The 23,132-nt window shown below is 54.8% G+C and carries 34 protein-coding genes; all 34 read left to right on the forward strand.

Translation table 11 applies throughout. The features are described from left to right. Positions 1-24: 24 nt before the first annotated feature. The 34 genes from LRS40_RS15995 (at position 25) to LRS40_RS16160 (ending at position 23,130) form a co-directional block, all read left to right on the forward strand. Positions 25-237 carry a DUF4222 domain-containing protein gene (locus LRS40_RS15995; RefSeq protein ID WP_231312035.1) on the forward strand — a complete coding sequence of 71 codons (213 nt, stop codon included), beginning with the start codon at positions 25-27 and terminating at the stop codon, positions 235-237. After that, complete coding sequence (locus tag LRS40_RS16000) at positions 194-1,120, forward strand: conserved phage C-terminal domain-containing protein (protein ID WP_231312036.1); 927 nt, start codon at positions 194-196, stop codon at positions 1,118-1,120. The genes LRS40_RS15995 and LRS40_RS16000 overlap by 44 nt, the downstream gene beginning before the upstream one ends. After that, complete coding sequence (locus LRS40_RS16005; RefSeq protein WP_231312037.1) at positions 1,117-1,563, forward strand: PerC family transcriptional regulator; 447 nt, start codon at positions 1,117-1,119, stop codon at positions 1,561-1,563. The genes LRS40_RS16000 and LRS40_RS16005 overlap by 4 nt, the downstream gene beginning before the upstream one ends. Next, positions 1,563-2,222, forward strand: coding sequence for an MT-A70 family methyltransferase (locus LRS40_RS16010; RefSeq protein WP_231312038.1), 660 nt, complete (start codon positions 1,563-1,565; stop codon positions 2,220-2,222). Before LRS40_RS16005 ends, LRS40_RS16010 begins: the two co-directional genes overlap by 1 nt. Continuing rightward, positions 2,219-2,443, forward strand: a complete 225-nt coding sequence (locus LRS40_RS16015) for a hypothetical protein (RefSeq protein WP_231312039.1) — start codon at positions 2,219-2,221, stop codon at positions 2,441-2,443. The genes LRS40_RS16010 and LRS40_RS16015 overlap by 4 nt, the downstream gene beginning before the upstream one ends. After that, complete coding sequence (locus tag LRS40_RS16020) at positions 2,440-2,760, forward strand: LexA family transcriptional regulator (protein WP_231312040.1); 321 nt, start codon at positions 2,440-2,442, stop codon at positions 2,758-2,760. Before LRS40_RS16015 ends, LRS40_RS16020 begins: the two co-directional genes overlap by 4 nt. Then, positions 2,757-3,146: a RusA family crossover junction endodeoxyribonuclease gene (locus LRS40_RS16025; RefSeq protein ID WP_231312041.1), complete on the forward strand. Its 390-nt coding sequence runs from the start codon at positions 2,757-2,759 to the stop codon at positions 3,144-3,146. Before LRS40_RS16020 ends, LRS40_RS16025 begins: the two co-directional genes overlap by 4 nt. Positions 3,147-3,161: 15 nt before the next feature. Then, the gene (locus LRS40_RS16030; RefSeq protein WP_231312042.1) at positions 3,162-3,887 is read left to right on the forward strand and encodes a phage antirepressor KilAC domain-containing protein; all 726 of its coding nucleotides are present in this window, start codon (positions 3,162-3,164) and stop codon (positions 3,885-3,887) included. Beyond that, positions 3,884-4,873, forward strand: coding sequence for a DUF968 domain-containing protein (locus LRS40_RS16035; RefSeq protein ID WP_231312043.1), 990 nt, complete (start codon positions 3,884-3,886; stop codon positions 4,871-4,873). The genes LRS40_RS16030 and LRS40_RS16035 overlap by 4 nt, the downstream gene beginning before the upstream one ends. 12 nt (positions 4,874-4,885) lie before the next feature. Then, a complete protein-coding gene (locus tag LRS40_RS16040) occupies positions 4,886-5,464 on the forward strand; it encodes a DUF1133 family protein (protein ID WP_231312045.1) in 579 nt (192 codons plus the stop codon). A 240-nt stretch (positions 5,465-5,704) separates the two neighbouring features. Continuing rightward, entirely contained in the window at positions 5,705-6,130 is a 426-nt protein-coding gene (locus LRS40_RS16045) for a tellurite resistance TerB family protein (protein ID WP_231312046.1), read from the forward strand. Further along, the gene (locus LRS40_RS16050; protein WP_231312047.1) at positions 6,127-6,282 is read left to right on the forward strand and encodes a DUF3927 family protein; all 156 of its coding nucleotides are present in this window, start codon (positions 6,127-6,129) and stop codon (positions 6,280-6,282) included. Before LRS40_RS16045 ends, LRS40_RS16050 begins: the two co-directional genes overlap by 4 nt. Before the next feature lie 534 nt (positions 6,283-6,816). Next, complete coding sequence (locus LRS40_RS16055) at positions 6,817-7,056, forward strand: class II holin family protein (protein WP_117385354.1); 240 nt, start codon at positions 6,817-6,819, stop codon at positions 7,054-7,056. Beyond that, complete coding sequence (locus tag LRS40_RS16060; protein WP_304608186.1) at positions 7,057-7,560, forward strand: lysozyme; 504 nt, start codon at positions 7,057-7,059, stop codon at positions 7,558-7,560. It begins immediately after the preceding gene. Continuing rightward, on the forward strand, positions 7,550-8,002 hold the full coding sequence (locus tag LRS40_RS16065) for a lysis protein (RefSeq protein ID WP_231312048.1): 453 nt from the start codon (positions 7,550-7,552) through the stop codon (positions 8,000-8,002). The genes LRS40_RS16060 and LRS40_RS16065 overlap by 11 nt, the downstream gene beginning before the upstream one ends. A 69-nt stretch (positions 8,003-8,071) precedes the next feature. Continuing rightward, entirely contained in the window at positions 8,072-8,566 is a 495-nt protein-coding gene (locus LRS40_RS16070) for a hypothetical protein (protein ID WP_231312049.1), read from the forward strand. A gap of 260 nt (positions 8,567-8,826) precedes the next feature. Then, a complete protein-coding gene (locus LRS40_RS16075; protein WP_231312050.1) occupies positions 8,827-9,459 on the forward strand; it encodes a hypothetical protein in 633 nt (210 codons plus the stop codon). Further along, positions 9,459-9,809, forward strand: coding sequence for an HNH endonuclease (locus tag LRS40_RS16080; RefSeq protein WP_231312051.1), 351 nt, complete (start codon positions 9,459-9,461; stop codon positions 9,807-9,809). Before LRS40_RS16075 ends, LRS40_RS16080 begins: the two co-directional genes overlap by 1 nt. A 389-nt stretch (positions 9,810-10,198) precedes the next feature. After that, complete coding sequence (locus LRS40_RS16085) at positions 10,199-10,696, forward strand: phage terminase small subunit P27 family (RefSeq protein WP_180210535.1); 498 nt, start codon at positions 10,199-10,201, stop codon at positions 10,694-10,696. A 3-nt stretch (positions 10,697-10,699) separates the two neighbouring features. Next, on the forward strand, positions 10,700-12,430 hold the full coding sequence (locus tag LRS40_RS16090) for a terminase large subunit (protein WP_230431396.1): 1,731 nt from the start codon (positions 10,700-10,702) through the stop codon (positions 12,428-12,430). Further along, a complete protein-coding gene (locus LRS40_RS16095; protein ID WP_180210534.1) occupies positions 12,430-13,734 on the forward strand; it encodes a phage portal protein in 1,305 nt (434 codons plus the stop codon). The genes LRS40_RS16090 and LRS40_RS16095 overlap by 1 nt, the downstream gene beginning before the upstream one ends. An 8-nt stretch (positions 13,735-13,742) precedes the next feature. After that, the gene (locus LRS40_RS16100; RefSeq protein WP_113456683.1) at positions 13,743-14,591 is read left to right on the forward strand and encodes a head maturation protease, ClpP-related; all 849 of its coding nucleotides are present in this window, start codon (positions 13,743-13,745) and stop codon (positions 14,589-14,591) included. Positions 14,592-14,600: 9 nt separating this feature from the next. Continuing rightward, positions 14,601-15,821 carry a phage major capsid protein gene (locus tag LRS40_RS16105; RefSeq protein WP_231312052.1) on the forward strand — a complete coding sequence of 407 codons (1,221 nt, stop codon included), beginning with the start codon at positions 14,601-14,603 and terminating at the stop codon, positions 15,819-15,821. 53 nt (positions 15,822-15,874) lie between these two features. Further along, the gene (locus LRS40_RS16110; RefSeq protein ID WP_231312053.1) at positions 15,875-16,060 is read left to right on the forward strand and encodes a hypothetical protein; all 186 of its coding nucleotides are present in this window, start codon (positions 15,875-15,877) and stop codon (positions 16,058-16,060) included. A 9-nt stretch (positions 16,061-16,069) separates the two neighbouring features. Further along, on the forward strand, positions 16,070-16,396 hold the full coding sequence (locus LRS40_RS16115) for a head-tail connector protein (protein WP_231312054.1): 327 nt from the start codon (positions 16,070-16,072) through the stop codon (positions 16,394-16,396). Then, positions 16,393-16,737 carry a phage head closure protein gene (locus LRS40_RS16120; RefSeq protein WP_231312055.1) on the forward strand — a complete coding sequence of 115 codons (345 nt, stop codon included), beginning with the start codon at positions 16,393-16,395 and terminating at the stop codon, positions 16,735-16,737. Before LRS40_RS16115 ends, LRS40_RS16120 begins: the two co-directional genes overlap by 4 nt. Next, positions 16,718-17,098: a hypothetical protein gene (locus tag LRS40_RS16125; RefSeq protein ID WP_231312057.1), complete on the forward strand. Its 381-nt coding sequence runs from the start codon at positions 16,718-16,720 to the stop codon at positions 17,096-17,098. Before LRS40_RS16120 ends, LRS40_RS16125 begins: the two co-directional genes overlap by 20 nt. Before the next feature lie 4 nt (positions 17,099-17,102). Next, entirely contained in the window at positions 17,103-17,513 is a 411-nt protein-coding gene (locus LRS40_RS16130) for an HK97-gp10 family putative phage morphogenesis protein (RefSeq protein WP_231312059.1), read from the forward strand. A gap of 13 nt (positions 17,514-17,526) precedes the next feature. Further along, on the forward strand, positions 17,527-17,997 hold the full coding sequence (locus tag LRS40_RS16135; protein ID WP_231312060.1) for a phage tail protein: 471 nt from the start codon (positions 17,527-17,529) through the stop codon (positions 17,995-17,997). A 47-nt stretch (positions 17,998-18,044) separates the two neighbouring features. Continuing rightward, complete coding sequence (locus LRS40_RS16140; protein WP_231312061.1) at positions 18,045-18,389, forward strand: phage tail protein; 345 nt, start codon at positions 18,045-18,047, stop codon at positions 18,387-18,389. A 225-nt stretch (positions 18,390-18,614) separates the two neighbouring features. After that, entirely contained in the window at positions 18,615-21,593 is a 2,979-nt protein-coding gene (locus tag LRS40_RS16145; RefSeq protein WP_231312063.1) for a phage tail tape measure protein, read from the forward strand. A gap of 2 nt (positions 21,594-21,595) precedes the next feature. Further along, complete coding sequence (locus tag LRS40_RS16150; RefSeq protein WP_231312065.1) at positions 21,596-21,943, forward strand: phage tail protein; 348 nt, start codon at positions 21,596-21,598, stop codon at positions 21,941-21,943. Between the two features lie 8 nt (positions 21,944-21,951). Continuing rightward, the gene (locus tag LRS40_RS16155; protein ID WP_231312066.1) at positions 21,952-22,302 is read left to right on the forward strand and encodes a hypothetical protein; all 351 of its coding nucleotides are present in this window, start codon (positions 21,952-21,954) and stop codon (positions 22,300-22,302) included. A gap of 78 nt (positions 22,303-22,380) precedes the next feature. Then, positions 22,381-23,130: a phage minor tail protein L gene (locus LRS40_RS16160; protein WP_231312067.1), complete on the forward strand. Its 750-nt coding sequence runs from the start codon at positions 22,381-22,383 to the stop codon at positions 23,128-23,130. Positions 23,131-23,132 lie beyond the last annotated feature (2 nt).

Here is a 23,132-nt window from a genome sequence, read left to right on the forward strand (position 1 = left end):
ATGGCGTCGCAAAGCGGAGGTCTTATGCCAGAGCTTGATCGCAGGTTCAGGGACCACTACGGCGTCCCGGTTCGGGTTATCCGGTGGGAGCCAGAGAGTCGACGCGTTATATACCTGCGCGACGGGTACGATCATGAGTGCTTCAGCCCTCTTGAGCAATTCCAGCGCAAATTTACAGAGTTAAAGGACTGCCATGAGCCTGTTAATGCCATCCCGGCCAATAGTGATAAACCCTGACCTTGCGTACAGCATTGGCCTCAATGAGGCGATTGCGTTGCAGCAGGTGAACTACTGGCTGAAAGAGACAAACTCCGGCCTGGAGCGCGACGGCGTGCGCTGGATCTATAACACTAACGAGCAGTGGCTGGAGCAGTTCCCGTTCTGGTCAGAGTCCACTCTCAAGCGCACTTTCACCCGCCTGAAGACTCTCGGCGTACTCAAAATTGAGCAGCTGAACAAGTCCCAGCGCGACATGACGAACTACTACACGATCAACTACGAAAGCGAGCTTTTAGATGAGGTCAAAGTGACTAAATCGAAGAGTTCAAAATGCGCTCATCCATCAGGTCAAAATGAACCGATGGAACAGGTCAGTGTGAAACGCTCCATCGGGTCAAAACGAACCGCTGTCATCAGGTCAAAATGCACTGATGTTCTTACAGAGAATACAACAGAGAGTACTACAGAGAATAAAACCCCTTCTTGTCCGGTTGCGTCGCAACCCGACCGTGATGTGTTGATCACCGATCAGGCGAAAGAGGTTTTGGTTCACCTGAACCAGGTCACCAACTCCCGTTATCAGGTTTCAACCACCTCGCTGCAGAACATCCGTGCCCGTATTGGCGAAGGGTTCACCGTGGAAGAACTATCGCTGGTGGTGGACTACTGCAACGCCAAGTGGAGTGACGACCTGAAAATGTCCGACTACCTCCGTCCGCAGACGCTGTTTCAGCCGTCCAAGTTCCCAGGCTACCTGAAGTCAGCGAACAGCTGGGACAACGCTGGACGACCTCAGAGGATTAATGGCGAGTGGGCTCGCGAAGATGGAATCTTCAAGTCCAGCTTCAACAAAACCGACTACAGCCAGATTCCGCACGGCTTCAGGGGGTACAAGTCATGAGCCTGATGAAAACACTCGAAATGTTTATTGCCGATAACCCCGGCTTAACCAGTCGTGAGATTGCAGACGCTTTCGCAGATTACAGCATCGACTCTGTTCAACGCACTGTCTGCCGGCTGCATGATTTCAACTTCACCACCCGCGAACTGGTTGGTTCTCAGTACCGCTACTACGCAGTGAATGCTTCAGCTGGATGTGGTCAGCCAATTCAGCGCGTAGACACTGGGGCATCAGATTTGATGAAGAACGCCAAAGCTCTTCAGGAAAAGGGTCTGTATCGTCGGGCCGCCACTCTCTGGCTTGAGGCATTCCAGTGTTCAGACCTCATCGCCGAGCGCGAACGTTGCTTGAAAGAACGCCAGCGCTGCCTGCGTCAGGCGAAATCAACCTTAAAGCCAGAGGGCCAGTGGTTCCTGGCTGGTCAGTTCAATGGTGGCCACTGATGAAATATTCACTGATTTATGCCGATCCAGCCTGGGAATACGGGAACACCATCAGCAACGGCGCTGCCACGAACCACTACGGGACCATGAAGCTGATCGACATGAAGCGCCTGCCTGTCTGGGAGCTGGCTGCCGAGGATGCTGTTCTGGCTATGTGGTTCACCGGCACCCATACCCGCGAGGCCATCAAACTGGCTGAGGCGTGGGGATTTAAGGTCCGAACCATGAAGGGATTTACCTGGGTGAAGTTCAACCCTCTGGCAGAACAGCACATCAACAAAGCGCTGGCATCCGGCAATGTTGAGGACTTTTACGACTTCCTCGATCTGCTGAATGGTCAGACGAAGATGAACGGCGGCAACTACACCCGAGCCAACACCGAGGACCTGCTTATCGCCACCCGTGGTAAAGGGCTGGAACGGCTGAACGCGAGCGTGAAGCAGGTTATCTATAGCCCTCTGGGTGAGCATAGCGCGAAACCGGAGGAGGCCCGCTTCCGTCTGGAGAAGCTTTACGGTGACGTTCCACGCATTGAGCTGTTCAGCCGTTGCGGCGCACCTGGCTGGCACCACTGGGGAAATCAGGCCGAATCATCTGATGTTGAGCTTTTACCAGGCTGGGTGGCGTCGATCATCAAACCGGAGGAACGCGCAGTATGAAACTTTCAGCCGAGCAGGAGAATGCAGTCCGTGATGTTGCACGACGCCGCATCCGGGAGATAAGGGAAGCGCTGAAACAGAAGCCCAAACCAAGCTGGAACACTGCTGTTCCGCCGATCCTGAAGAAGTATCACGAGCTGGTGAAGCCGATGGGCGTAACCCTGGTGAAGTTTAACAGTGAAATTGGTCGCCTGAATGGGCGCTATGGAGTGGAGTCATGATCGGATTAACCCCACGTCAGAGTGAAGTTCTGGCTGCCATCAACCTCTACAAAGATCGTACAGGGTTCCCGCCAACGATATCAGAGCTTACCGGGCTGATAGGATGCTCATCTGGAAACACCGCTGCAGGCCATGTGAAATCACTTCAGAAGAAAGGCTACATCTCCGTTGCACCTGGCGCGGCGCGGGGAATAACCGTCCTCAAATCTGAATGCGATATGGATGCTGCTTCGATCATCAGGGCGCTTGTTAACGGTGAACAGGGTGCCAGAGAGAACGCCGTCGCCTGGCTGGAAGAACGCGGAGTGAAACCATGAAATTAACTCTGCCGTTCCCGCCGAGTGTGAACACGTACTGGCGCGCGCCGAACAGCGGCCCGCTTAAAGGTCGGCATCTTATCAGCGCAAAGGGCAGGGCATGCCAGAGCGCAGCATGTGCCGCCATCATTGAACAGCTTCGCCGCCTGCCAAAACCGTCAGCGGCAGCTGCAGCGGTAGAGATCGTCCTCTATCCGCCGGATGCTCGTCGCCGTGACATAGACAACTACAACAAGGCGCTGTTCGACGCTCTCACTCATGCTGGCATCTGGGAGGATGACTGTCAGGTAAGACGCATGCTGGTGGAGTGGGGGCCTCAGGTACCAGGTGGAAAGGTAGATATCACGATCACCAAACATGAACCATTGGCGGGTGCAGCCGCCTGATAAGTGGAGATACGTATGAACCAGACAAATGTATTCAACCTTTGCACTACACATCACGCGGCAGCCGCCAGCCAGATGATAACGATGTCCAGCCGGGACATAGCCGCGCTTGTCGGATCACGCCACCCTGATGTGTGCATTACGATTGAGCGACTGATGAACAAAGGAGTCATTGGGGGGTATACGGCATTGCCGTACACCCATCCGCAGAACGGCCAGGAGTATCACCACTACCAGGTGAATAAGCGTGACAGTTATGTGATTGTTGCGCAGCTCTGCCCAGAATTCACTGCCCGCCTGGTTGATCGCTGGCAGGAACTGGAAAGCGGACAACAGATGAGTGTTCCTCAGTCCTTGCCAGAGGCGCTGCGGCTTGCTGCTGATCTTGCCGAGCAGAAAGAGAGGTTGACGCTTGCACTCGCCGAAGCAGCACCAAAAGTCGAATTCGTAGATCGTTACTGTACCGCCAGCGGCTCACTCTCATTCCGCCAAGTGGCGAAACTGCTTAAAGCCAAAGAGACTGAATTTCGCCTTTTCCTGATCGAGAACGAAATCATGTACCGTCTTGGCGGAACGCTGACGCCGCGGCATCAGCACATCGACGCTGGACGATTTGAAGTTAAAACAGGAACATCAGTGGCTTCAAACCACGCATTCAGCCAGGCGCGATTTACCGCGAAGGGTGTGCGCTGGGTAGGTGGCCTCTGGGCGGAGCATATCGCTAAGGGGCAGATGGCGTGAGAGCTTTACTGACACCTGAGATTGCACCTATTGCCGGGGTTGTGCTCTTCCGGCCCGGAAGCGAGTTGATGTGGCTGTTCCGTCAGGGACGCGTTGTGATCGAAACTCCCGGCGAACAGCTGGCAGACATGCCTTCCGGAGCCTTACCACAATCCCATCAGCCGCTGGCTGAGGATGCCAGTTTGCAGCCTGTTTTTGAAAGCCCCAGGGTGATCCAGCGTGCTGGTGGCCTGTCTGTTCTTGATGCATGGCTGATGAAAAAACGTGAATGTCAGTGGCCTCATAACGACTGGCACGCGGACGACTTCACTATCATGCGGCACGAACCTGGCAGCATTCTCCTTTGCTGGGGATGTGATAACCAGTTGCGTGATCAATCCACTGAAAGGCTGGCAGGCATTGCCCGTAAAAACCTGGTATCCTGGCTGTTGAAGACCGTAAGCGGTCAACTTGGCTTCAGTGAGGACCACGTGCTTACACTGCCGGAGTTCTGCTGGTGGCTGGTGAAGAACGGCCTGGCAGATGTTATCCCGGAAAGCATGGCCAATAAGGCTCTGAGGCTACAGCCAGAACCCATGCAATCAGTAATGCGCGAAAGTGACATTACTCCGTCGTTACCAGCGGTGGAACTGCTGCAGGAGAAAGCAAAAAAGATAGTGGCGGTGAAGGTTGATCCAGATACCCCGGAATCCTTCATGCTGAAACCCAAGCGCCGCCGCTGGGAAAATGAGAAGTACACCCGTTGGGTGAAGTCGCAGCAGTGCATGTGCTGTAACAAACCGGCAGACGATCCCCACCACCTGATAGGTCACGGGCAGGGTGGAATGGGTACCAAAGCGCATGACCTGTTTGTGATACCTCTGTGCAGAGAGCATCACGACGAGTTGCACGCTGGCCCTGTGGCATTTGAAGCGAAATACGGCGACCAGTTAACGCTGCTGTTTCGGTTTTTAGATCGTGCGCTGGCTATCGGCGTACTGGCGTAGTGGAGACGCAAAATGATTAACCCTTCTGAAGTTGGCAAGGCGGGCGAAATGGTTCGCCTGCGCACTCTCGAAAGCATCTGGATTCAGGGAAAGCTCCGCATGTGGGGCCGCTGGTCTTATATCGGTGGCGGTTCTGGCGGCAACATGTTCAACCAGCTGCTGGCATCCGGAAAAATCACCAAGACGGCTATCAACGATGCGCTCCGCCGCATCAAGAAATCCGGCATCAGTAAACCTGAGCTTGAAGCGTACCTGCGTGAAATCCTCAAGAGCAAAAATAAAAGTGGCCTGGCGTTCTGCGCGGATGAAGAGGGCCTGTTAGTGGACAAGACCATTGCATCTGTACTTATGAACGATGAATACCGGGGACTATACGGTGTCATTGTTGACCGCCATAGACTACGCAAGAGCAAGTTCCAGATGGCAAATGAACTGCATGCCAAACACCCTGACTGGACCCTTATCACTTGCCGCCGCCGCATTGACACATGGTTAAGTCTTGCAGAATCGATCCTGTACGCTCCAGTTTGTGACGCGTTCGGCACAAATAGCGACAGATTCATGTTGCAGGGTGAGCAAAAAAGTGCTTAAATTGTGGTAGGCTCGGGACGTTAAAGCGAACTGAGCAGTAACACAATCAGAAACCCGCCATCAGTGCGGGTTTTTTCGTCTCCAGGGGCTGCCATATGGCGGCCTTTCTTGTATCTGCGCCTCGCTCGGCGCACATCAACCGCAGAGTCTTTCAGGGTGAGCCTTAGCAGTGGGCAGTGTGACTACATCTGCGGGCTGTTCCACTCTGAGCGTAAGGCTCACCACTAAAGGAAAGTCACTATGTTCGGTATCTTCAAAAAGAAAGCACGTAAAGCGATCGTCGAAGTGAAGAAGATGGAAAACCGCGATGCAGTAGAGGCGACCGTTTGGGGCTGTTACTCAGTCGCATATGCTGACGGCACCTGCGATGCATCAGAGATTGCAACGCTGGAAAAAACCATTCAGGCGAAACCGGCGTTCTCTGCCTTTGCAGGTGAGATCGCCAGCATGAGCAGCAATATCCGCGCCCAGTATGAAGCGTCACCACGTTCTGCCAATGCGCAGGCAATGCGTGAACTCGGTGATGTGGCGGGAACGCCAGATGCGGTGGATGTTCTCTGTCTGTGCCTTGATGTCGCCGACAACGACGGTATTGGTGAAGACGAAGAGAAGCAGCTGAAAAAGATTGCTCAGGCTCTCCAACTCCCTCTGGATCAGTATCTGTGATCGGTAATCTCCGCTGGGTCGCTGCCGGGGTTCTGTTGTTCCTGGTGGTGGCTATCGACTTTACCAGCAAAATGATGTCCATCCTTGCTGATGGTGTGCTGGTGATCGGGGTGATTGCGCTGCTCTGGCCGCTGATTAAATCCAGTAAATAACACTGTGCAAAAGGTCATTCCGATGGCCTTTGACAGAGTGTCTGCTATTGACGATAAGAGTGATTGCGACCTACATTATCGAAGTGGTGAATCTCCCTAAGCGGCGGGGCAATCCAGTTAACTGCTGAGTGCAGATATGCTTGCGGCTCGTATAACTGGTAACGAGTCACCGGGAGGCACCCGGCACCTGTATTTAAGTAGCCTGTATATTTGCGCTTATTTCACTCGCCTGCTTTTTTAGCAGGCTTTTTTTTACCGTTTCGAAATCAGTGCTATCTTTAAATCGTGAACCCAACCATTGTCACTTTCTGGATATCCTGACCGGGAAGTAACGCTGCTCGACACAGACGTTATACGGATGATGGCAAGGTAACACGACTACCTACTTAGATTGTCTACTCAGTTAGGCCTGCTGAATAAGCGGGCCTTTTTTTATTTCAGGCTCCCGGAACCTCCCATCAAGGTTTGTCGTTAATTCGTTCGGAGAGCCTGAACCCTGCCCACCAAGCACCCGCGCACAGCGAGGTGAGAGATATGTCCCGTATGAGCAAACTAGTCACCGGAGTCGCCCTCGGCACCTCAGGAGGAACCATCCTGAACGGCGTCCTCACAAAACTGAGCCCTGACGAATGGAGCGCCATCGGCGTACTGGCTGGTATTGCCGGGATCATCGTTACAGGACTTATCAACTGGTATTTCAAACGTAAGGTCGCCAATGCACAGGTAAAGGCGCTTGAGAAGTATGGCCCAGCAGTCAAAGTCGGAGATGAATAAATGCCAATGACCAGTAGCCTGCGTAACAAACTCATCGCCGCTGCTGGTGGCGGTGCAATGCTGATCGCCTCGCTGTTTCTCGGTGGACAGGATGGTGTAGAAGGGCGGAAGTATGAAGCTTATAAAGACGTCGCCGGGGTGTGGACTGTCTGCGACGGCCATACGGGCCGGGATATCGTGAGAGGGAAGAAGTATACCGATCGCGAATGTGACCAGTTGCTATGGAAAGACCTTCAGCCAGCAAAGCGTACGGTAGACAATCTGGTGAAGGTGCCGCTGGGGGAATATCAGCGCGCCGCACTTTACAGCTTTGTTTTTAACGTTGGTCCTGACGCGTTCTCAAAGTCCACGCTGCTGCGCAAGCTGAATAAAGGCGATCACGACGGAGCGTGCGAAGAGATGCGGCGCTGGGTTTACGCTGGTGGCATGAAGTGGAAAGGCCTCCAGAACCGACGAGAGATGGAGTGTTCGATGTGCCTGGCGGAGAGTAAAAATGACCTCTAAAGCCTGGCTGATAATCGGCATCGAGCTGATTTTATCCTTTCTGATTATTTATCTTCTGCTCGGTCAGGTACTTGATGAGAAGAAGCGTGCTGACGACGCAGAGCGAAACCTGAAACTGGCAAACGCCACCATCAACGATATGCAGGTGCGCCAGCGTGATGTCGCTGCGCTGGATGCCAAATACACCGGAGAACTGCAGGATGCAAAAGCCACTATTGATCAGCTTGAGCGCGATGTTGCTACTGGCAAGCGTCGGCTGCAGCTCAACGCCAGATACACCACGAACGGAGCGACCAGCACCACCAGCCTGGATGATGGCAGCACCCCCAGACTTACTGACTCCGCTGAACGGGATTATTTCACCCTCAGAGAGCGAATAGAAACCGTCACAAAGCAACTGACTGGCCTGCAGGAGTATATTAAAACTCAGTGCACAAATTGAAAGATGCAGATTTCACAGTGCTATCGTTCATCAAGTAATATTGGGTTTCTTTAATTTAAGGAGAGACTTATGGGCTGGAAAAGAAATCCGTGGGCACATCTTTATCAATGGATAAGGTTCTTGGATGAGCAAGGTTATAGTGAACAACAGATACTTGAAACTTTTGGGAAAAACTCAGCAACACGTGCTGTAAACTTCGATGATCCGCAGGATGTGGAGTTCTGCACAACGTTAGTGCGAGATGCCCTTGGGCTGCTGCCTTCAGGTGAAATTGACAAATTTATTGAACCATCAGCCGTGACTGGGTTTACTTTCGTGAAGGTTGCAGATGAAGGGTATCTGTATCTTGCTCATACCCCTGCGGAAGAAGAAGATTTTTTGTTTTTGGTTAACTTTGACGTTTTCCCAGAAGCTAAAGCCCAAGGTGACATCGATAAAATCCTCCTGTCTAAGCACCAAGAGGTCTGTGAGCTTCTACTGCGTAAATATCATACACAAAGACCTTATGGTATGAATGGAATGGATAAATTAGCTTCCGCACGCATTTTCAAAAGAGATCTTTGATAGATATTAAGATATTTGATGAAGCCCCGCTCTGCCGGGGCTTTTTTATAGCCATCACCATGGGCAGACCCATCGTAATGGCTATAGGGGATAAATTATAAATATACCCTATAGGGGATAAAGCACAGCCTCGCTCACGCGGGGTTTTTTTATGCGCCACGTACGCGCTTCAAAGAGAGTCTTTCAGCCGTGAGCTTGGGGACCCGCTTCTCTCGGGCGGCTGTCCCGTACGACAGGCTCACATCTAAAAGGAAACAATCATGGAAAATATAAAGTCGGAGCCTTTGGCGGGCTTATCGTTTGGCTATATCTTGCGTATGCAGGACGCTATCGCTGACCAGCTTGACCACTTCAAAAACACCTGGGAACAAAGTCTTGGTGCATCTTCAGAAGGTAAGTTGCCCGTTATCTTTCTGGGCAGTCGTTATACCGTGATTACTGGCGGGTATACGCCTGAAGAGATTAGAGAAGCAATCCAGCACATTCAGTCCAGTCGCAAAAAGAAAGCGGATAATAAGCTGGTGGGCGAAACTGTTCTCAATGATGCGCATGTTCAGCCTGGTACCATTCAAAGTGAGAGGCTGGGTAACGCAACCACCAGCAGCTGTTACAGCATCCGTGTAAATGACAGCGAGAGCGAGAAGCGACGTGTTGCCGGGATGATCTCAGTTAAGGGCAGTCTATTCCTGGCGCAGGCAGTTGCAACCAGGATTGAGCTCTCAGACGACATGCGTGAAGCGGTGGTGGACGCTGTGCGCAACAGCGATCTGTTTGTATCCCTCAGGACTGAGATGATCGGGCAGGCGGCATCAATCGACAGCATGAAATCGGCTGTTCATGATGCTATCCGCAACGCAACACAGCCCGGTGGCCTGCTCTATGGTAAGCGCTAATGCCCGCCGCAATCCCTCGCGCCTGTCGTAAGCGCGGGTGCTCTGGCACCACCACTGACCGTTCCGGCTACTGCGAAACCCACCGTAATGAAGGATGGCAGCAGCATCAGCGCGGCCTGAGCCGCCACCAGCGTGGCTACGGCAGTAAGTGGGACATTATCCGCGTCCGCATCCTCAAGCGTGATCGACACATCTGCCAGCAGTGCCTGCGCAACAGCAGACCTCGCCCAGCTGAAACGGTCGACCACATTATCCCGAAAGCTCACGGCGGCACAAATGACGACAGCAACCTCGAATCGCTGTGTTGGCCATGCCACAAGCGTAAGACCGCTACGGAGAGAACCCGATGAGCTATACGCGCTGCACCTACTGCGGCTCGACGCTGCACACCGTAGCGAATTGCCCTAAGACATGGGGAGGCTCAGCCCGCCGTGCGAACCTGCGCTGTGGTTACTGCGGTCAGTCAGGCCATAATTCCAGCGCCTGCCCGCACAATGCCAGCAGCGCGCGGCGCCGCAACCTCAGTGATGACTTCCATCTCGACTGATGAAACGCAAAATGATTTCAAATGCAATCATTTTGATGTGAATGATATCGGTTATCACTACCGGGGGAGGGCGGGTCAAAAGTTCAGGCTCCTGCCTGCTAAGGACCGCCGCCTAACCTTTTTTCACACCGCCGCAGGTTAGAAAACTTTTTTATGGGGATCCCCACCATCGATTAATAGGAGTTTTCGATTATGCCAGGACCACCGAAAACCCCGACACATCTGGCTTTGGTGAAGGGGAACCCATCAAAACGAGCTGTCAATAAAGAAGAGCCAAAACCCGCTTCTGGGGTACCCCCAGTTCCGAAGCATTTCGACAAGATGGGGAAGTACTGGTTTAAGCGAATTGGCGAAGAGCTTGATGCTGTCGGGGTGATGACGACCCTGGACGGTAAAGCACTTGAACTGCTGATCGAGGCTTACACAGAGTACCGGAATCACTGCGAGACGTTAGAGCGGGAAGGTTACACCTACGCCGTCTACAGCGAGGATGAGCCGGACGAAGGGAAAGAGCGGGAAATCAGGATGATTAAGCCGCACCCGGCGGCAGTGATGAAAGCCGATGCGTGGAAGCGCATCAGGGCAATGCTCGCTGAATTCGGCATGACCCCGGCCAGCCGGTCCAAGGTTGGCGCTAAAGGCCCGGCTGAGGCCGATCCACTGGATGAATTTCTTAAAAAGCGCAAATGATGAATGGCAACGGTTTCGGAAGGTATTCAGTACGCCGAGCGCGTGCTGTCTGGCGAGATTGTTGCTGGCGAACTGGTGCGCCTGGCGTGCCAGCGATTTCTTAATGATTTAGAGCATGGGCCTGGGCGCGGCATCTACTTCAGTGAGGAACGCGCCCAGCACATCCTCGATTTTTATAATTTCGTCCCACACGTTAAAGGGGCGCTGGCAGGCAAGCCGATCACGCTGATGGCCTGGCACGTTTTTATCCTGATCAACATTTTTGGTTTCGTCGTTCCGCTGATTGATGAGATGACAGGCCTGGCTGTGATCGATGATGACGGTGATACGGTCATGGTGCGCCGCTTCCGTACGGCTTATGACGAGGTGGCGCGTAAAAACGCCAAATCCACACTTTCGTCTGGCATTGGGTTGTACATGACCGGTGCCGACGGCGAGGGAGGCGCTGAGGTTTACTCAGCCGCCACGACCCGCGACCAGGCGCGGATTGTTTTTGATGATGCCAAGAACATGATCAAGAAAGCCCCCCGCACGCTGGGGCGTCTTTTTGGTCACGTAAAGCTCAACATTCACCAGGAGCGTTCGGCCTCTAAGTTTGAACCGCTCTCCAGCGATGCGAATAACCTCGACGGCCTGAATATACATTGCGGCATTGTCGACGAGCTGCACGCTCACCGTACCCGTGATGTCTGGGACGTTCTGGAAACAGCTACCGGTGCGCGCCTTCAGTCCCTGCTATTCGCAATAACGACGGCGGGTACCAATAAAGAGGGCATCTGTTACGAGCAGCGGGATTACGCCATCAAGGTGCTGCGCGGCGTGGTGGAGGATGACACCTATTTTGCCCTGATTTATACCCTCGACGAAGGCGACGATCCCTTTGACGAGTCCAACTGGCCGAAAGCTAACCCCGGCCTCGGTATCTGTAAGCGCTGGGACGACATGCGCCGCCTTGCCAAAAAGGCAAAGGAGCAGGTCGCGGCGCGGCCGAACTTCTTTACCAAGCACCTGAACATCTGGGTAACTGCCGAGAGCGCCTGGATGGACATGGACCGCTGGGCAAAAATGCCGGGTATTGCTTCGGAAGCTGAGCGTAAGGCGTGGCCACTGTGGGTGGGGGTCGACCTCGCCAACAAAATCGATATTTGTGCAGCGGTGAAAGCCTGGCGCGATCCTGCAGGTGAAACTCATATGCAGCCACGTTTCTGGATCCCGGAAGGGCGACTGGAAACAGCGCCAGCCCATATTGCAGAGCTTTACAGGAAGTGGTCCGACGCCGGATATCTTGAGCTGACTGACGGGGACGTTATCGATCACGGCATGATTAAAGCCGACATTGTGGAGTGGGTGAAGGGCGAGAACATCAAGGAGATTGCTTTCGATCCCTGGAGCGCAGTGCAGTTCAGTCTGTCACTTGCGGAGGAAGGCTTGCCGCTGGTGGAAGTCGCACAGACGGTCAAAAACCTTTCTGAGTCCATGAAATCAGTGCAGGCGGAGATTTACGGCAACAAGTTCCACCATGACGACAACCCCGTAATGCGGTGGATGATGTCAAACGTCACGGTTAAGCCCGACAAAAACGACAACATCTTCCCGAACAAGTCCACACCTGAAAACAAAATTGACGGACCGGTTGCACTGTTTACGGCTAAAAGCCGGATGCTGGTCAATGGTGGTAATGATGCTCAGGATCTGAGCGGCTTCTTTGAAAATCCAATCATGGTAGGTTTCTGATGAAGAAAAGTAAGCAGCCGGGCAAGGTAAAAAGTGCCTTGCTCAACTGGCTGGGCGTGCCCATCAGCCTGACTACCGGATCGTTCTGGCAGGAGTGGTACGGCACGAGCAGCAGCGGCAAGGTCGTCACGGCAGATCGGGCGATCCAGCTTTCGGCAGTCTGGGCCTGCGTCCGGCTTCTGAGCGAGTCGGTGTCCACGCTGCCGGTTAAGATTTACAGCCGGCAGGCTGATGGCTCGCGCAAGCTGGCGCAGAACCATCCGGTTTATCAGGTGCTTTGTCGCCGTCCCAATCTGGAAATGACGCCGTCCCGGTTCATGCTCATGGTGGTGGCCAGCATCTGTCTGCGCGGTAATGCATTTGTCGAGAAGCTGTTTATCGGCAATAAGCTGGTGTCGCTGGTGCCACTGCTGCCCCAGAATATGGTGGTGAAGCGGCTGGATACCGGGAGGCTGGAATACACCTACACCGAGGACGGCAAGAAACGCGTTATCTCCGAAAAGAACCTGATGCACATCCGGGGATTTGGCCTTGATGGTGTCTGCGGCATGATGCCAATGATGACGGGTCGTGACGTGATCGGCGCGGCGATGGCCGTCGAAGAGTCAGCTGCAAAGATTTTCGAAAATGGCCTGCAAAGCTCGGGCTTTCTTTCAGCTGACCAGGCGCTTGATAAGGATCAAAGAGAGCGACTTCGGGGCTATATGCAGGCTTTTACCGGGTCTAAAAACGCCGGAAAAATTATGGTTCTTGAGGGCGGGCTGAAATATCAGAACGTCACCATGAACCCGGAAGCGGCGCAGATGCTGGAAAGTCGCTCATTCAGCATTGAGGAAATCTGCCGCTGGTTCCGCGTGCCGCCGTTTATGGTCGGCCACACCTCGAAGCAAAGCAGTTGGGCGTCGAGCCTGGAGGGGATGAATCTTCAGTTCCTGACCCACACGCTGCGCCCGCTGCTGGTGAATATCGAGCAGGAGATCTCCCGCTGTCTGCTGAATGGGGAAGAGGACCTCTTTGCCGAGTTCTCGGTAGAGGGCCTGCTGCGCGCCGACAGTGCTGGCCGGGCGGCGTACTACACCAGCGCGCTGCAGAACGGCTGGATGTCCCGTAACGACGTGCGTCGCCTTGAGAACATGCCACCGATTGAGGGCGGCGATCTTTATACGGTGCAGCTCAACCTGACGCCGCTTGAAGACCTGAAGCAAAACAGCCAGGCAGCACAGGCTTTCGCGCTGCGACAGGTCCATAACCACGTATTCCCCGACATCCCCTTCGAACAGTCCCCGCTGAAACAGGCGGCTTAGGAGTATCCATGACGATTAAAAGCCTTCCGGCTGCGCCGGAGGGGCGACCTTTTGCGCGCGAAAAACCCGATCTGCCAGCTGCGGCAATGGAGCGCTGGAACGGTGGCATCCGTGCTGCCCGGGACGGTGACAACAGCATTTCTATCTTCGACGTGATCGGCGCTGATTTCTGGGGGGAGGGGGTGACAGCTAGCCGCATTGCTGGTGCGCTGCGCTCCCTTAATGGCGCTGACGTAACGGTCAACATCAACAGCCCCGGCGGCGACATGTTCGAGGGCCTTGCGATTTATAACCTGCTGCGCGAGTACGAAGGCAGGGTCACTGTGAAGGTGCTGGGCCTGGCAGCGTCGGCGGCGTCGGTCATCGCGATGGCCGGTGACGACGTGCAGATCGGGCGCGGTGCATTCCTGATGATCCACAACTGCTGGGTCTATGCGATGGGTAACCGTCACGACCTGGCGCAGATCGCCGCTGACATGGAGCCGTTTGATAAAGCGATGAGCGATATCTACCAGGCACGCAGCGGTCTTGATGCCGCCACCGTCGAAAAGATGATGGACGGCGAAACCTATATTGGCGGCAGTGACGCGGTGGCGAAAGGATTTGCTGACAGCCTCCTCTCCGCTGATGAAATTGCTGACGACGACGACAGCCCGGCGGCGGCGCTGCGCAAGCTTGATGCGCTGCTGGCCAAAACCGATACGCCGCGCTCTGAGCGTCGAAAACTTCTTAAAGCCTTATCCGGCAGCAAGCCAGGCGCTGCTGCCATCCCTGAAGGTACGCCGGGCGCTACCGAAGAAATCAACCCTGACAATATCAAACAACTTGAAGACGCCCTGGCGGCGTTCGGCCAATAAGGAAAGACCATGTCTGAAGTTAACGAATTACTGAAAAAAGTTTCTGCGAAGCTGGAAGAAGTTTCCGGCACTTTCAGCCAGAAAGCCGAGGACGCGCTGAAGGAGGCTAAAAGCTCTGGTCAGCTGTCCGCGCAAACCAAAGAGGCAGTGGATAAAATTGCCACTGAACACAATGCGCTGAACGATGCGCTTAAGTCGCTGAAATCTTCAGTAGGTGAAATTGAGCAGCAGGTAGCTCAGATGCCGCTGGCCAGCGCTACAAAAATTATCGAGACCGTCGGCCAGACCGTTATCAGCAGTGAAGCGCTAAAAGCTTTCGCGGCAAGCGTTGAAGGCGGCAAGCGCGTCAGTGTTCCGGTTAATGCTGCGCTGATCTCCACTGACGTGGCAACCGGCGTGGTCGAGCCGCAGCGCCTGCCGGGTATTGATACCGCGCCGAAGCAGCGCCTCTTCATCCGGGATCTGATTGCTCCGGGGCGCACCTCGGCGCCAGCCATCTTCTGGGTGCAGCAGACCGGATTCACCAATGCGGCGAAAGTCGTGCCGGAAGGCACCGCCAAGCCGTACAGCGATATCCAGTTCGCCACGCAGATCACTCCGGTGACCACCATCGCGCATATGTTCAAAGCGTCCAAACAGATCCTGGATGATTTTGCACAGCTGCAGTCCACTATCGACGCTGAAATGCGTTACGGCCTGAAATATGTCGAAGAGCAGGAGATTCTCTTCGGCGATGGTACCGGCGCGCACCTGAAAGGCATCGTCCCACAGGCATCTGCTTATGACGCTGCCTTTACCGTTGAGCAGCAGAACGGCATCGATGATCTCCGCCTCGCAATGCTGCAGGCGCAGCTGGCGCGCTTCCCGGCTTCCGGCCACGTCCTGCACTTCATCGACTGGGCGAAGATTGAGCTCACCAAAGACACGCTGGGTCGCTACATTCTGGCGAACCCGGCGGCGCTGACCGGCCCTACTCTCTGGGGCCTGCCGGTTGTGGCCACTGAGGCCGCAGCATTCCAGGGCAAGTTCCTGACTGGTGCGTTTAACGCCGCGGCGCAGCTGTTCGATCGTGAAGATGCCAACGTGGTTATCTCCACCGAGAACGCCGACGACTTCGAGAAGAACATGATCTCGATTCGTTGCGAAGAGCGCCTGGCGCTGGCGGTGAAACGGCCGGAAGCGTTTATTTACGGAGCCTTCACTGCGCCTGCTACAGGTGGCGGTGCGTAATCCTTAATGGCGGCCTGCGGGCCGCTTTTCTTTTTTCCTTTAAGGAGACAGCCATGAAGCTGATCGCCATCAAGCCCATTTACTTTGAAGGCAGCGTGCTCACTGAAGGCACCGAGTTTGAGACGCTGGAACAGCATGGTCGCGAGCTGGTGGCAAGCGGTTACGCTCAGGTGCCTGGCGAGAAAAAGCCGGAACCTGATAAAGACCTGAAGCCGAAAGGAAATGGCAAGGCAAAATAAGGAGCGGGCATGCTGACCAAAGAGCAGGTTAAAACACACTGCCGGATCGATACCGACAATAATGCGGAAGATGACTGGATTGAAATCAGCATCAAAGGTGCGGCGCGGTACGTTCAGAAGTGGACCCGTCGCCAGCTTTATGAAAAGGATGATGATCCGCGGTATCTGTCTGATCCTGACGCGCTGCTTTATGGCGAAGATATTGAGATCGCCATGCTGATGCTTATTGCGCACTGGTATTCAAACCGTGAAGCAGTAATTACCAGCGGCACCTCATCCACTGTTGATTTGGCTGTTGAATCGCTGCTTCAGCCATACCGTATTTATGGCCTATGAGCTGTTTACGTGCTGGCGAGCTGAATAAACGCATAATTTTAGGTGTTGTTGAAATACAGCGTGGGTTGTTGGGGGAGCCTCTCTCATCTGCTCAGGAAACTATTGCAACTGTCTGGGCGAAAGCTGAGAACGTTTCAAACCGAAAAATCCGCACTATAGACCAGCTGCAGGTGGTTGAAACCTGGCAGTTTACGATCCGATTCCGCCAAGACGTTCAGATCGACTGGAAAGTTTCATTAAATGGCGAAGTGTATACCGTACGTGCTGTTGACCGTAGCCAGTCGGATCGATGCGTCATTACTGCTGAGCGAGACATCCGACATGATAGAAATAGCAATTAAAACCTCGCTGGAGCGTCTGACTGGCATGCCGGTTTACCCACTTTTACTGCCAGACAGCGAACAAAACGGCGTAACTTTCCAGCGTATCTCTGACCCACAGGTCGGGGATGGCCTGGTGCGTACCGGGTTGAGTGATGTCCGCATGCAGATCAGCCTGTACCTAGTGGATGACTACACCCGCGCGCTGCAGCTGGATGCGGCGTTGTGGGCAGAGTGGCAAACGCTCGTTCATGGCCAGCTGGAAGGTCATCCCGTTCAGTACGTTGAACGCGGCGGCATTCAGCAGGATAAGGCAACGATCACCAGTGGTCGTGTGCAGTACCGCATTGTCCGCGATTTCATTTTCACCGTCCCGGAGTAACCCCATGGAGATGGAAATCAAATTCCCCAGCGGGAAGGATTTCGATCGCCTGCTGGAAACGATCGACAAAAAAGTCGGCGTGAAATTGCTGCGTGACGCCGGGCGTGCCGCGCTTGATGTTGTCCAGCAGGACATGTACCGGAACGCGGGTTTTGATGAGGAAAACGTCGGGGCGCACATGCGCGACAGCATCAAAATCCGCAGTACCAACGTCGCCGAAAAATCCCGCTACGCCACAATCGTTACGCTGCGCGTAGGCCCCAGCAAAGCCCATCACATGAAAGCCCTGGCGCAGGAGTTCGGTACCGTTAAACAGGTGGCCCAACCCTTTATCCGCCCGGCGCTGGATTACAACATCCAGAAGGTCCTGCAGGTCCTGGCGACAGAGATCCGCATCGGGCTGGAAGGCCAATAAACAGGAGTAAAAAATGACAGATCCAGTTATCAAATCGCCGTCGGAGTATGCATCCCTCCCGGCAGGTACGCGTGTTTCTTACGGCGCGGTGGGGGCAACGATCGCCACCGCAAAACTTCTGCAGTCTGCAACGGCGATCGGCGCCACCGGCAACAAAGGGACGTTTATTGACGTCACCCGCCTGATCGATACCCAGCCGAAATACATGGCAGATATGGGTGAAGGCGAGGACAAAACGCTGGTCTTTATCGACGACCCGGATGATGCCGAACAAATGGCGCTGCTGACCTCGGCAGACAACAAAGAAACGGTGGTCTTCTTTATGCAGTACCCGAACCGTCGCGTAGCCGAGCTGGAGCTCGTGCTGGCCGGCTGGAGCATGCAGACCGTCGATTCCCCGAAAGGCAAAGTGCTGCAGGTCGAGGTTTACGGCAAACAGAACAAGCTCAAGTGGACCACCGCAGCTGCGCCTGTGACCCCTTAAGAACTCAGCACCATAACGCCCTTTAACCCATTACCAGGATCACCGTCATGAATTACAAATCCCTGCTGAACCCTCTCAACACCACGACTGAGCAAACGCTCCTCGGCCAGAAGGTCTTTATCCGCCGCCTGACCAGCACTGAGCTGGATAACTATACCGAAACCCTCACTGCAGGAAGAGCAGCTGGACTCCCGGATCGTCAGCTGTCGGTCATGGGCGTTAACCTGTTCCTGGATGCGCTGGTTAACGAAGATGGTTCCCGCCCGAAGAAAACAGACCTGCCGACGGCGGACGAACTGCTGGATGCCCATGCCTCGGCGGATCTGCTGGAAGCCGTGACCCGCGTCCAGCGCCATTCGTACGGCACGCTTGAGGAAGCGGAAAAAAACTAACAACCTCGCCCCGGCTCAGGCTGCTGTTCATGCTGGCAGACCGCTGGGGCGAGCCTGACCCGCGTAAAATTGGCGACCTGCCGGCGAATATCCTGACCCACTGGGAGGCGTATTTTAACCTTCTCAAGGCAGATGCCGGCACGCCGCCATCCCCGCAACCTCCGCCTGCTGTTGAACCGTCTGAGGGCGATCAGCAGTTCGCTGATTGTCTGAGGATTTTAGGAAATGGGTGCTGATGTTGCATCGTTAGCCGTTGCGCTCCACCTCAACTCGGCCAGTTTCAAATCCCAGTTCGCGGATGCGATGAAGTCGGCTGAAAGTGGTTCGCAACAGTTCAACCAAAAGGCGCAGGCGGGCGCCAAACAAACCCGCCAGGCTTTCGAAGGCATCAGCGCCGGCATCACCGGGCTGGATGCCGATTTTGCCCGGGTCGGGCGTGCGGTCGATAAGCGGCTGACCGGTCTGGATGAGATGCGCAACCTGCTGGCGAACGTGGCCGCCGGCAGTGGGGCATCCGGTGGTTCAATCGCGACGGCGCTGGTCTCCGCTCTCAGCGAAGGGATGAGCACGGCGCTGGATAACAGCGTAAGTGGCCTGAAGAACCAGCGGCAGGCCCAGATTGAGTTTAACGAAGCGCAGATCAACGCCGCCCAGACCGTCATCGCTAACGCCAGGGGGCTGCGTGAAGAGGCTATCGCCAAGCAGAACATCGCTGTCAAGACGATGGAAGCGGCGAAAGCCGATCGCGAGCGGGCGATCGCGCTCGATGAGCATTTTGCTAAGCAGGCCGAGGTTAACAAGCAGTTTGGGCTGGCGGTCAGCTATCAGGACGAACACGTCAAAAATGCCCGGGCCATTCAGGAAGCGAACCTGGCTGAGGCCAAAGCGAAAGGCAGTCTGGCGGAAGCGACAAAAACCGTTCTGGCCACGGATCTTGCCGAATCCAATGCCAGGCAGCAGCTGACAACCTCGACCCGTAATCTGGCGGTGGCCAGCCGTGAGCTTTCGCTGGGACAACGTGCAGCTGCAGCTGGCGCCGGGCTGTTACGCGGCGCGCTGGCGATGATTGGCGGTCCTGTCGGGCTGGCAGTGATGTCGCTCGCCGGCATCGGCACGCTGGCGTACACCGCCTTTTCGAACAGTAAAGCGGAGGTTGATGGTTTCACGAAAGCGCTGCAGAAGTCCGGGCAGCAATCTCTGATGAATGTGGCGTACCTGCAGAACCTGGTATCCCGCCTCGGTGATACTGACGGTGCAGTGAAATCCGTTACCTCAGCGGTCGGCGCCGGGTTCGGCGGCGATATGCTGGATAAGGTGGCGGGCCTCGGCACGCGAATGGAGGAGATTGGCCAGAGTTCTGATGACCTTGTGGCGATGCTATCCAGTCTCAGCGGCGATCCACTACAGGCGCTGCAAAAGCTCACTGACCAGGGGATCATGCTGAACGGGAGCATGATCGATCAGGTCATCACGCTCACCCGCCAGGGTAAGGAGAGCGAGGCCACGGCGCTGCTGCAGAAGGAGGCAATGGACAGCGTTGCCAAAAAGGTCAAGGAGCAGGAAGAGCAGGTCGGTATGCTGGGTGACGCTTGGGCATCCCTGAAAGGGTTCGTTAACGACTATTTTAAATCCGTTGGCGATGCGCATATCGCTACCGCGAAAGTGATAGCCGCCGAAAAAGGTATCGACCCGACGACCTTCGGTGAGCAGGCTGCGGCTAAAGAGCGGGAAGAGGCTGAAAAGCGCTACCAGCAGCAGAAGAAAGAGCGCGAAGAGCTGGCCAAACGGCTTAAGAACGAAAACACCCTGGCTGGCTTCATGGAGGCGGGCGTATCACGCGAGAAAAAGCGCGCCGAGGCTGTTGCTTTGGTTAACGCCAGTTATGAAAAAGGGACAGCACAGTACGCGCAGGCGATGGCCGGCGTGAACAAGATGTACGCCGAGCAGAAGCAGAAGCGGGACAAAGCGTATTCCGATGATATGGCGACGCGCCGGCTGCAGGAGCTGAAACAGGAAGAAGCTGTCCTGCGCACGCAGAACGACCAGACGGAAGAGCTGACAGCCAGCGAACGTAAGCTGCTGCAGTTCAACCAGGAAGTGGCCGACCTGAAAGAGAAGCGTATTCTTACAGCTGGCCAGCGCAGTCTGCTGGCGCAGGAAACGGAGATTCGCAACCAGCTGCAGATCAACGCCAGCCTGGACCGCGCCAACGAGCAGCGGAAAATCGGCCTGCAGATGCAGGAACAGAACCAGGAGTTGTACCGATCCACACTGCAGCTGCAGGAGGAGTACAGCAACCGGGTTGCGCAGATGAGCATGAGCTCAGAAGCGTATGACCAGATGGTTGCGGAGCAACAGGTACGGCAGCGATTTGCGAAGGAGCGCGAAGAACTTGATACACGGCAAAGAGATAGGACATCGACTATCTACAAAGAACAATCTTCCATTCTGGATGAGGAAGAGAAGAAACAGCTTGAGATCGTCCGTATAGGAGCCCTGAAGAAAAAAGAGGTTGAGGGATCCTGGATTGATGGCATGAAAAATGGCCTGCGAGAATGGCGAGAAGATGCCGAGAACCAGTTCGGTATGACGCGCGATATCGCGATCAATGCGATGGACGGTATGGGCAATGCGCTATGGAACTTCGCCTCCAAAGGTAAAGGTGACTTTAAGTCCTTTGCGGTTTCGGTCATTGATGACATCGGCCAGATGATCACCAAGATGATGTTAATGAACGCCATTAAAACTGGCTCGACAGCCATGGGGATCGAGAGCTGGTTTGGCTGGGCGGACGGTGGCTATACCGGTGACGGTGGAAAGCATGACGTGGCCGGTGTCGTTCACAAAGGGGAATGGGTTGTCCCTCAAAGTGTTGTTCAGAAGCCCGGGATGCTGAGCTTCCTCAACCATTTAACATATGGGAAAGGCTACGCTGATGGGGGCCTGGTCGGTGGGAATGTTGCCCGACCGTCAGGCAACACGGAGAAATCAGGAGCTGCCAGCGGCATTAACCTGACGATCAGTATTCCTCTGCAGGTGATTAAGCAGGGTGGAACGTCAAGCCAGCCGGCCGGCCCCGGCAAAGGAAGTGATGAGGCGTTTACTCAGGAAGCTAAGGCGAAGATTCTGCAGTGCACGTATGAGGTGTTGGAGCGTGAACTGGGCAATAACGGCATGATCTCCAATGCATTTAAAGGAGTCTGATTATGGCGCTTGAAACCTTTTCGTGGTCGCCGTTGAACGGTCCCACGGCGGACATTCAAAACCGTACCCGCTCAGCGCAGTATGGCGATGGTTATGAGCAGGTTGTTGGTGATGGCATTAACACCGAATACCAGTCGTGGCCGCTGACCTTTACCGGAATGAAGTCAGAAATTCTGCCCATACTGGCGTTCGTCAGATCACACAGGGAGCTAAGGGCTTTCAAATGGGTTAACCCGCTGGGCGAGCTGGGCTTGTATCGCGCAACCCAGATAAAACCCACCGTGATCGATTTTGCCAGGATGTCGCTATCTGTTACGTTTGTGACGGCTTATCGGGCCGAATCAATATAGAGGGACTCATGAAACCGAAAAAAGGCGGGGTGATTATTCCCTTTCTTGCGATGGTTGTGGCATCAGGAGCCACCGCACGCGAACTATCGACAAGCGAGAAAGGTGTGATTACACAGGCGGCTAAGCAGCAGCTAAAGGATCCAGATAGCGCCAAGTTTTACTGGCAGGATTATAAAGGCGGTGATGTTTATTGCGCTCATGTGAATGCTAAAAACTCATACGGTGGGTTTGCAGGTAAGGCTCTGCTGCTGGTAGGTGTTAAAACTGACAGCAAGGGTAATATCACATCAGCTGACGTATCGATTCGAAGCGACAACATGATGGATAAAATTTGCACTAAGCGCGGCTATAGCGTTTAAACACCACTTCACACCCACCCAAACCCCGCTCTGCGGGGTTTTTTGTTTTTGGGATCATAGACCTATTCAGGAGAACCCATGGGTATCGCAGCTGACGATCAAAAACTGGAGCCCGGTAGTAAAGTCGTCCTGATTGAGGTCGACGGAACCGCGTTCGGCGCCGACGTCCTGTACTTTCACAACCACGCCACACCGTACACCGAGGCGGAAATTCTGGCCGCCGGCGACGACGCCAGCAAGCTGCCCGGGAAACCCATTTTCTGGCAGGGCGTTCGCTACGACGCGTGGCCATGCCTCATTGAAGATATGGAGTCCAACGGCGACGGCTCACCTGCCAGCCCGAAATTGTCCGTAGCCAATCTCGACGGCTCGATCTCCGCGCTGTGCGGCATGTTCCAGGACATGAAGCAGGCGAAGGTGACGATCCACCGCACCTATGCCCACTATCTTGATGCCGTGAATTTTCCGGGGGGCAACCCCAGCGCGGATCCGACAGCTGACAGCATTGATGTCTGGTACATCGACAGCAAAACGGCGGATAACGAAACCACCGTCCAGTTCAAACTGTCCTCGCCAGTGGATGTTACCGGGCAGAAGCTACCGGGGCGCCAGATGACCAGCCGCTGCGCCTGGTGTATGCAGGGGCAGTATCGCGGCGCCGACTGCGGCTACACCGGTACCAGATATTTCGACAAGTTTGGCAACCCGGTCGACAACCCGGCGCTGGATGAATGCCCGGGCACGGTAGCCGGCTGCAAACTCCGGCAGGGTGAAGCGGCAGAGCTCACGTTTGGTGGGTTCCCGTCCATTGCACTGATAAGGATGTGACC

Source organism: Leclercia sp. G3L, assembly GCF_021117075.1.
GTDB classification, from domain to species: Bacteria; Pseudomonadota; Gammaproteobacteria; order Enterobacterales; family Enterobacteriaceae; genus Enterobacter; species Enterobacter adecarboxylatus_C.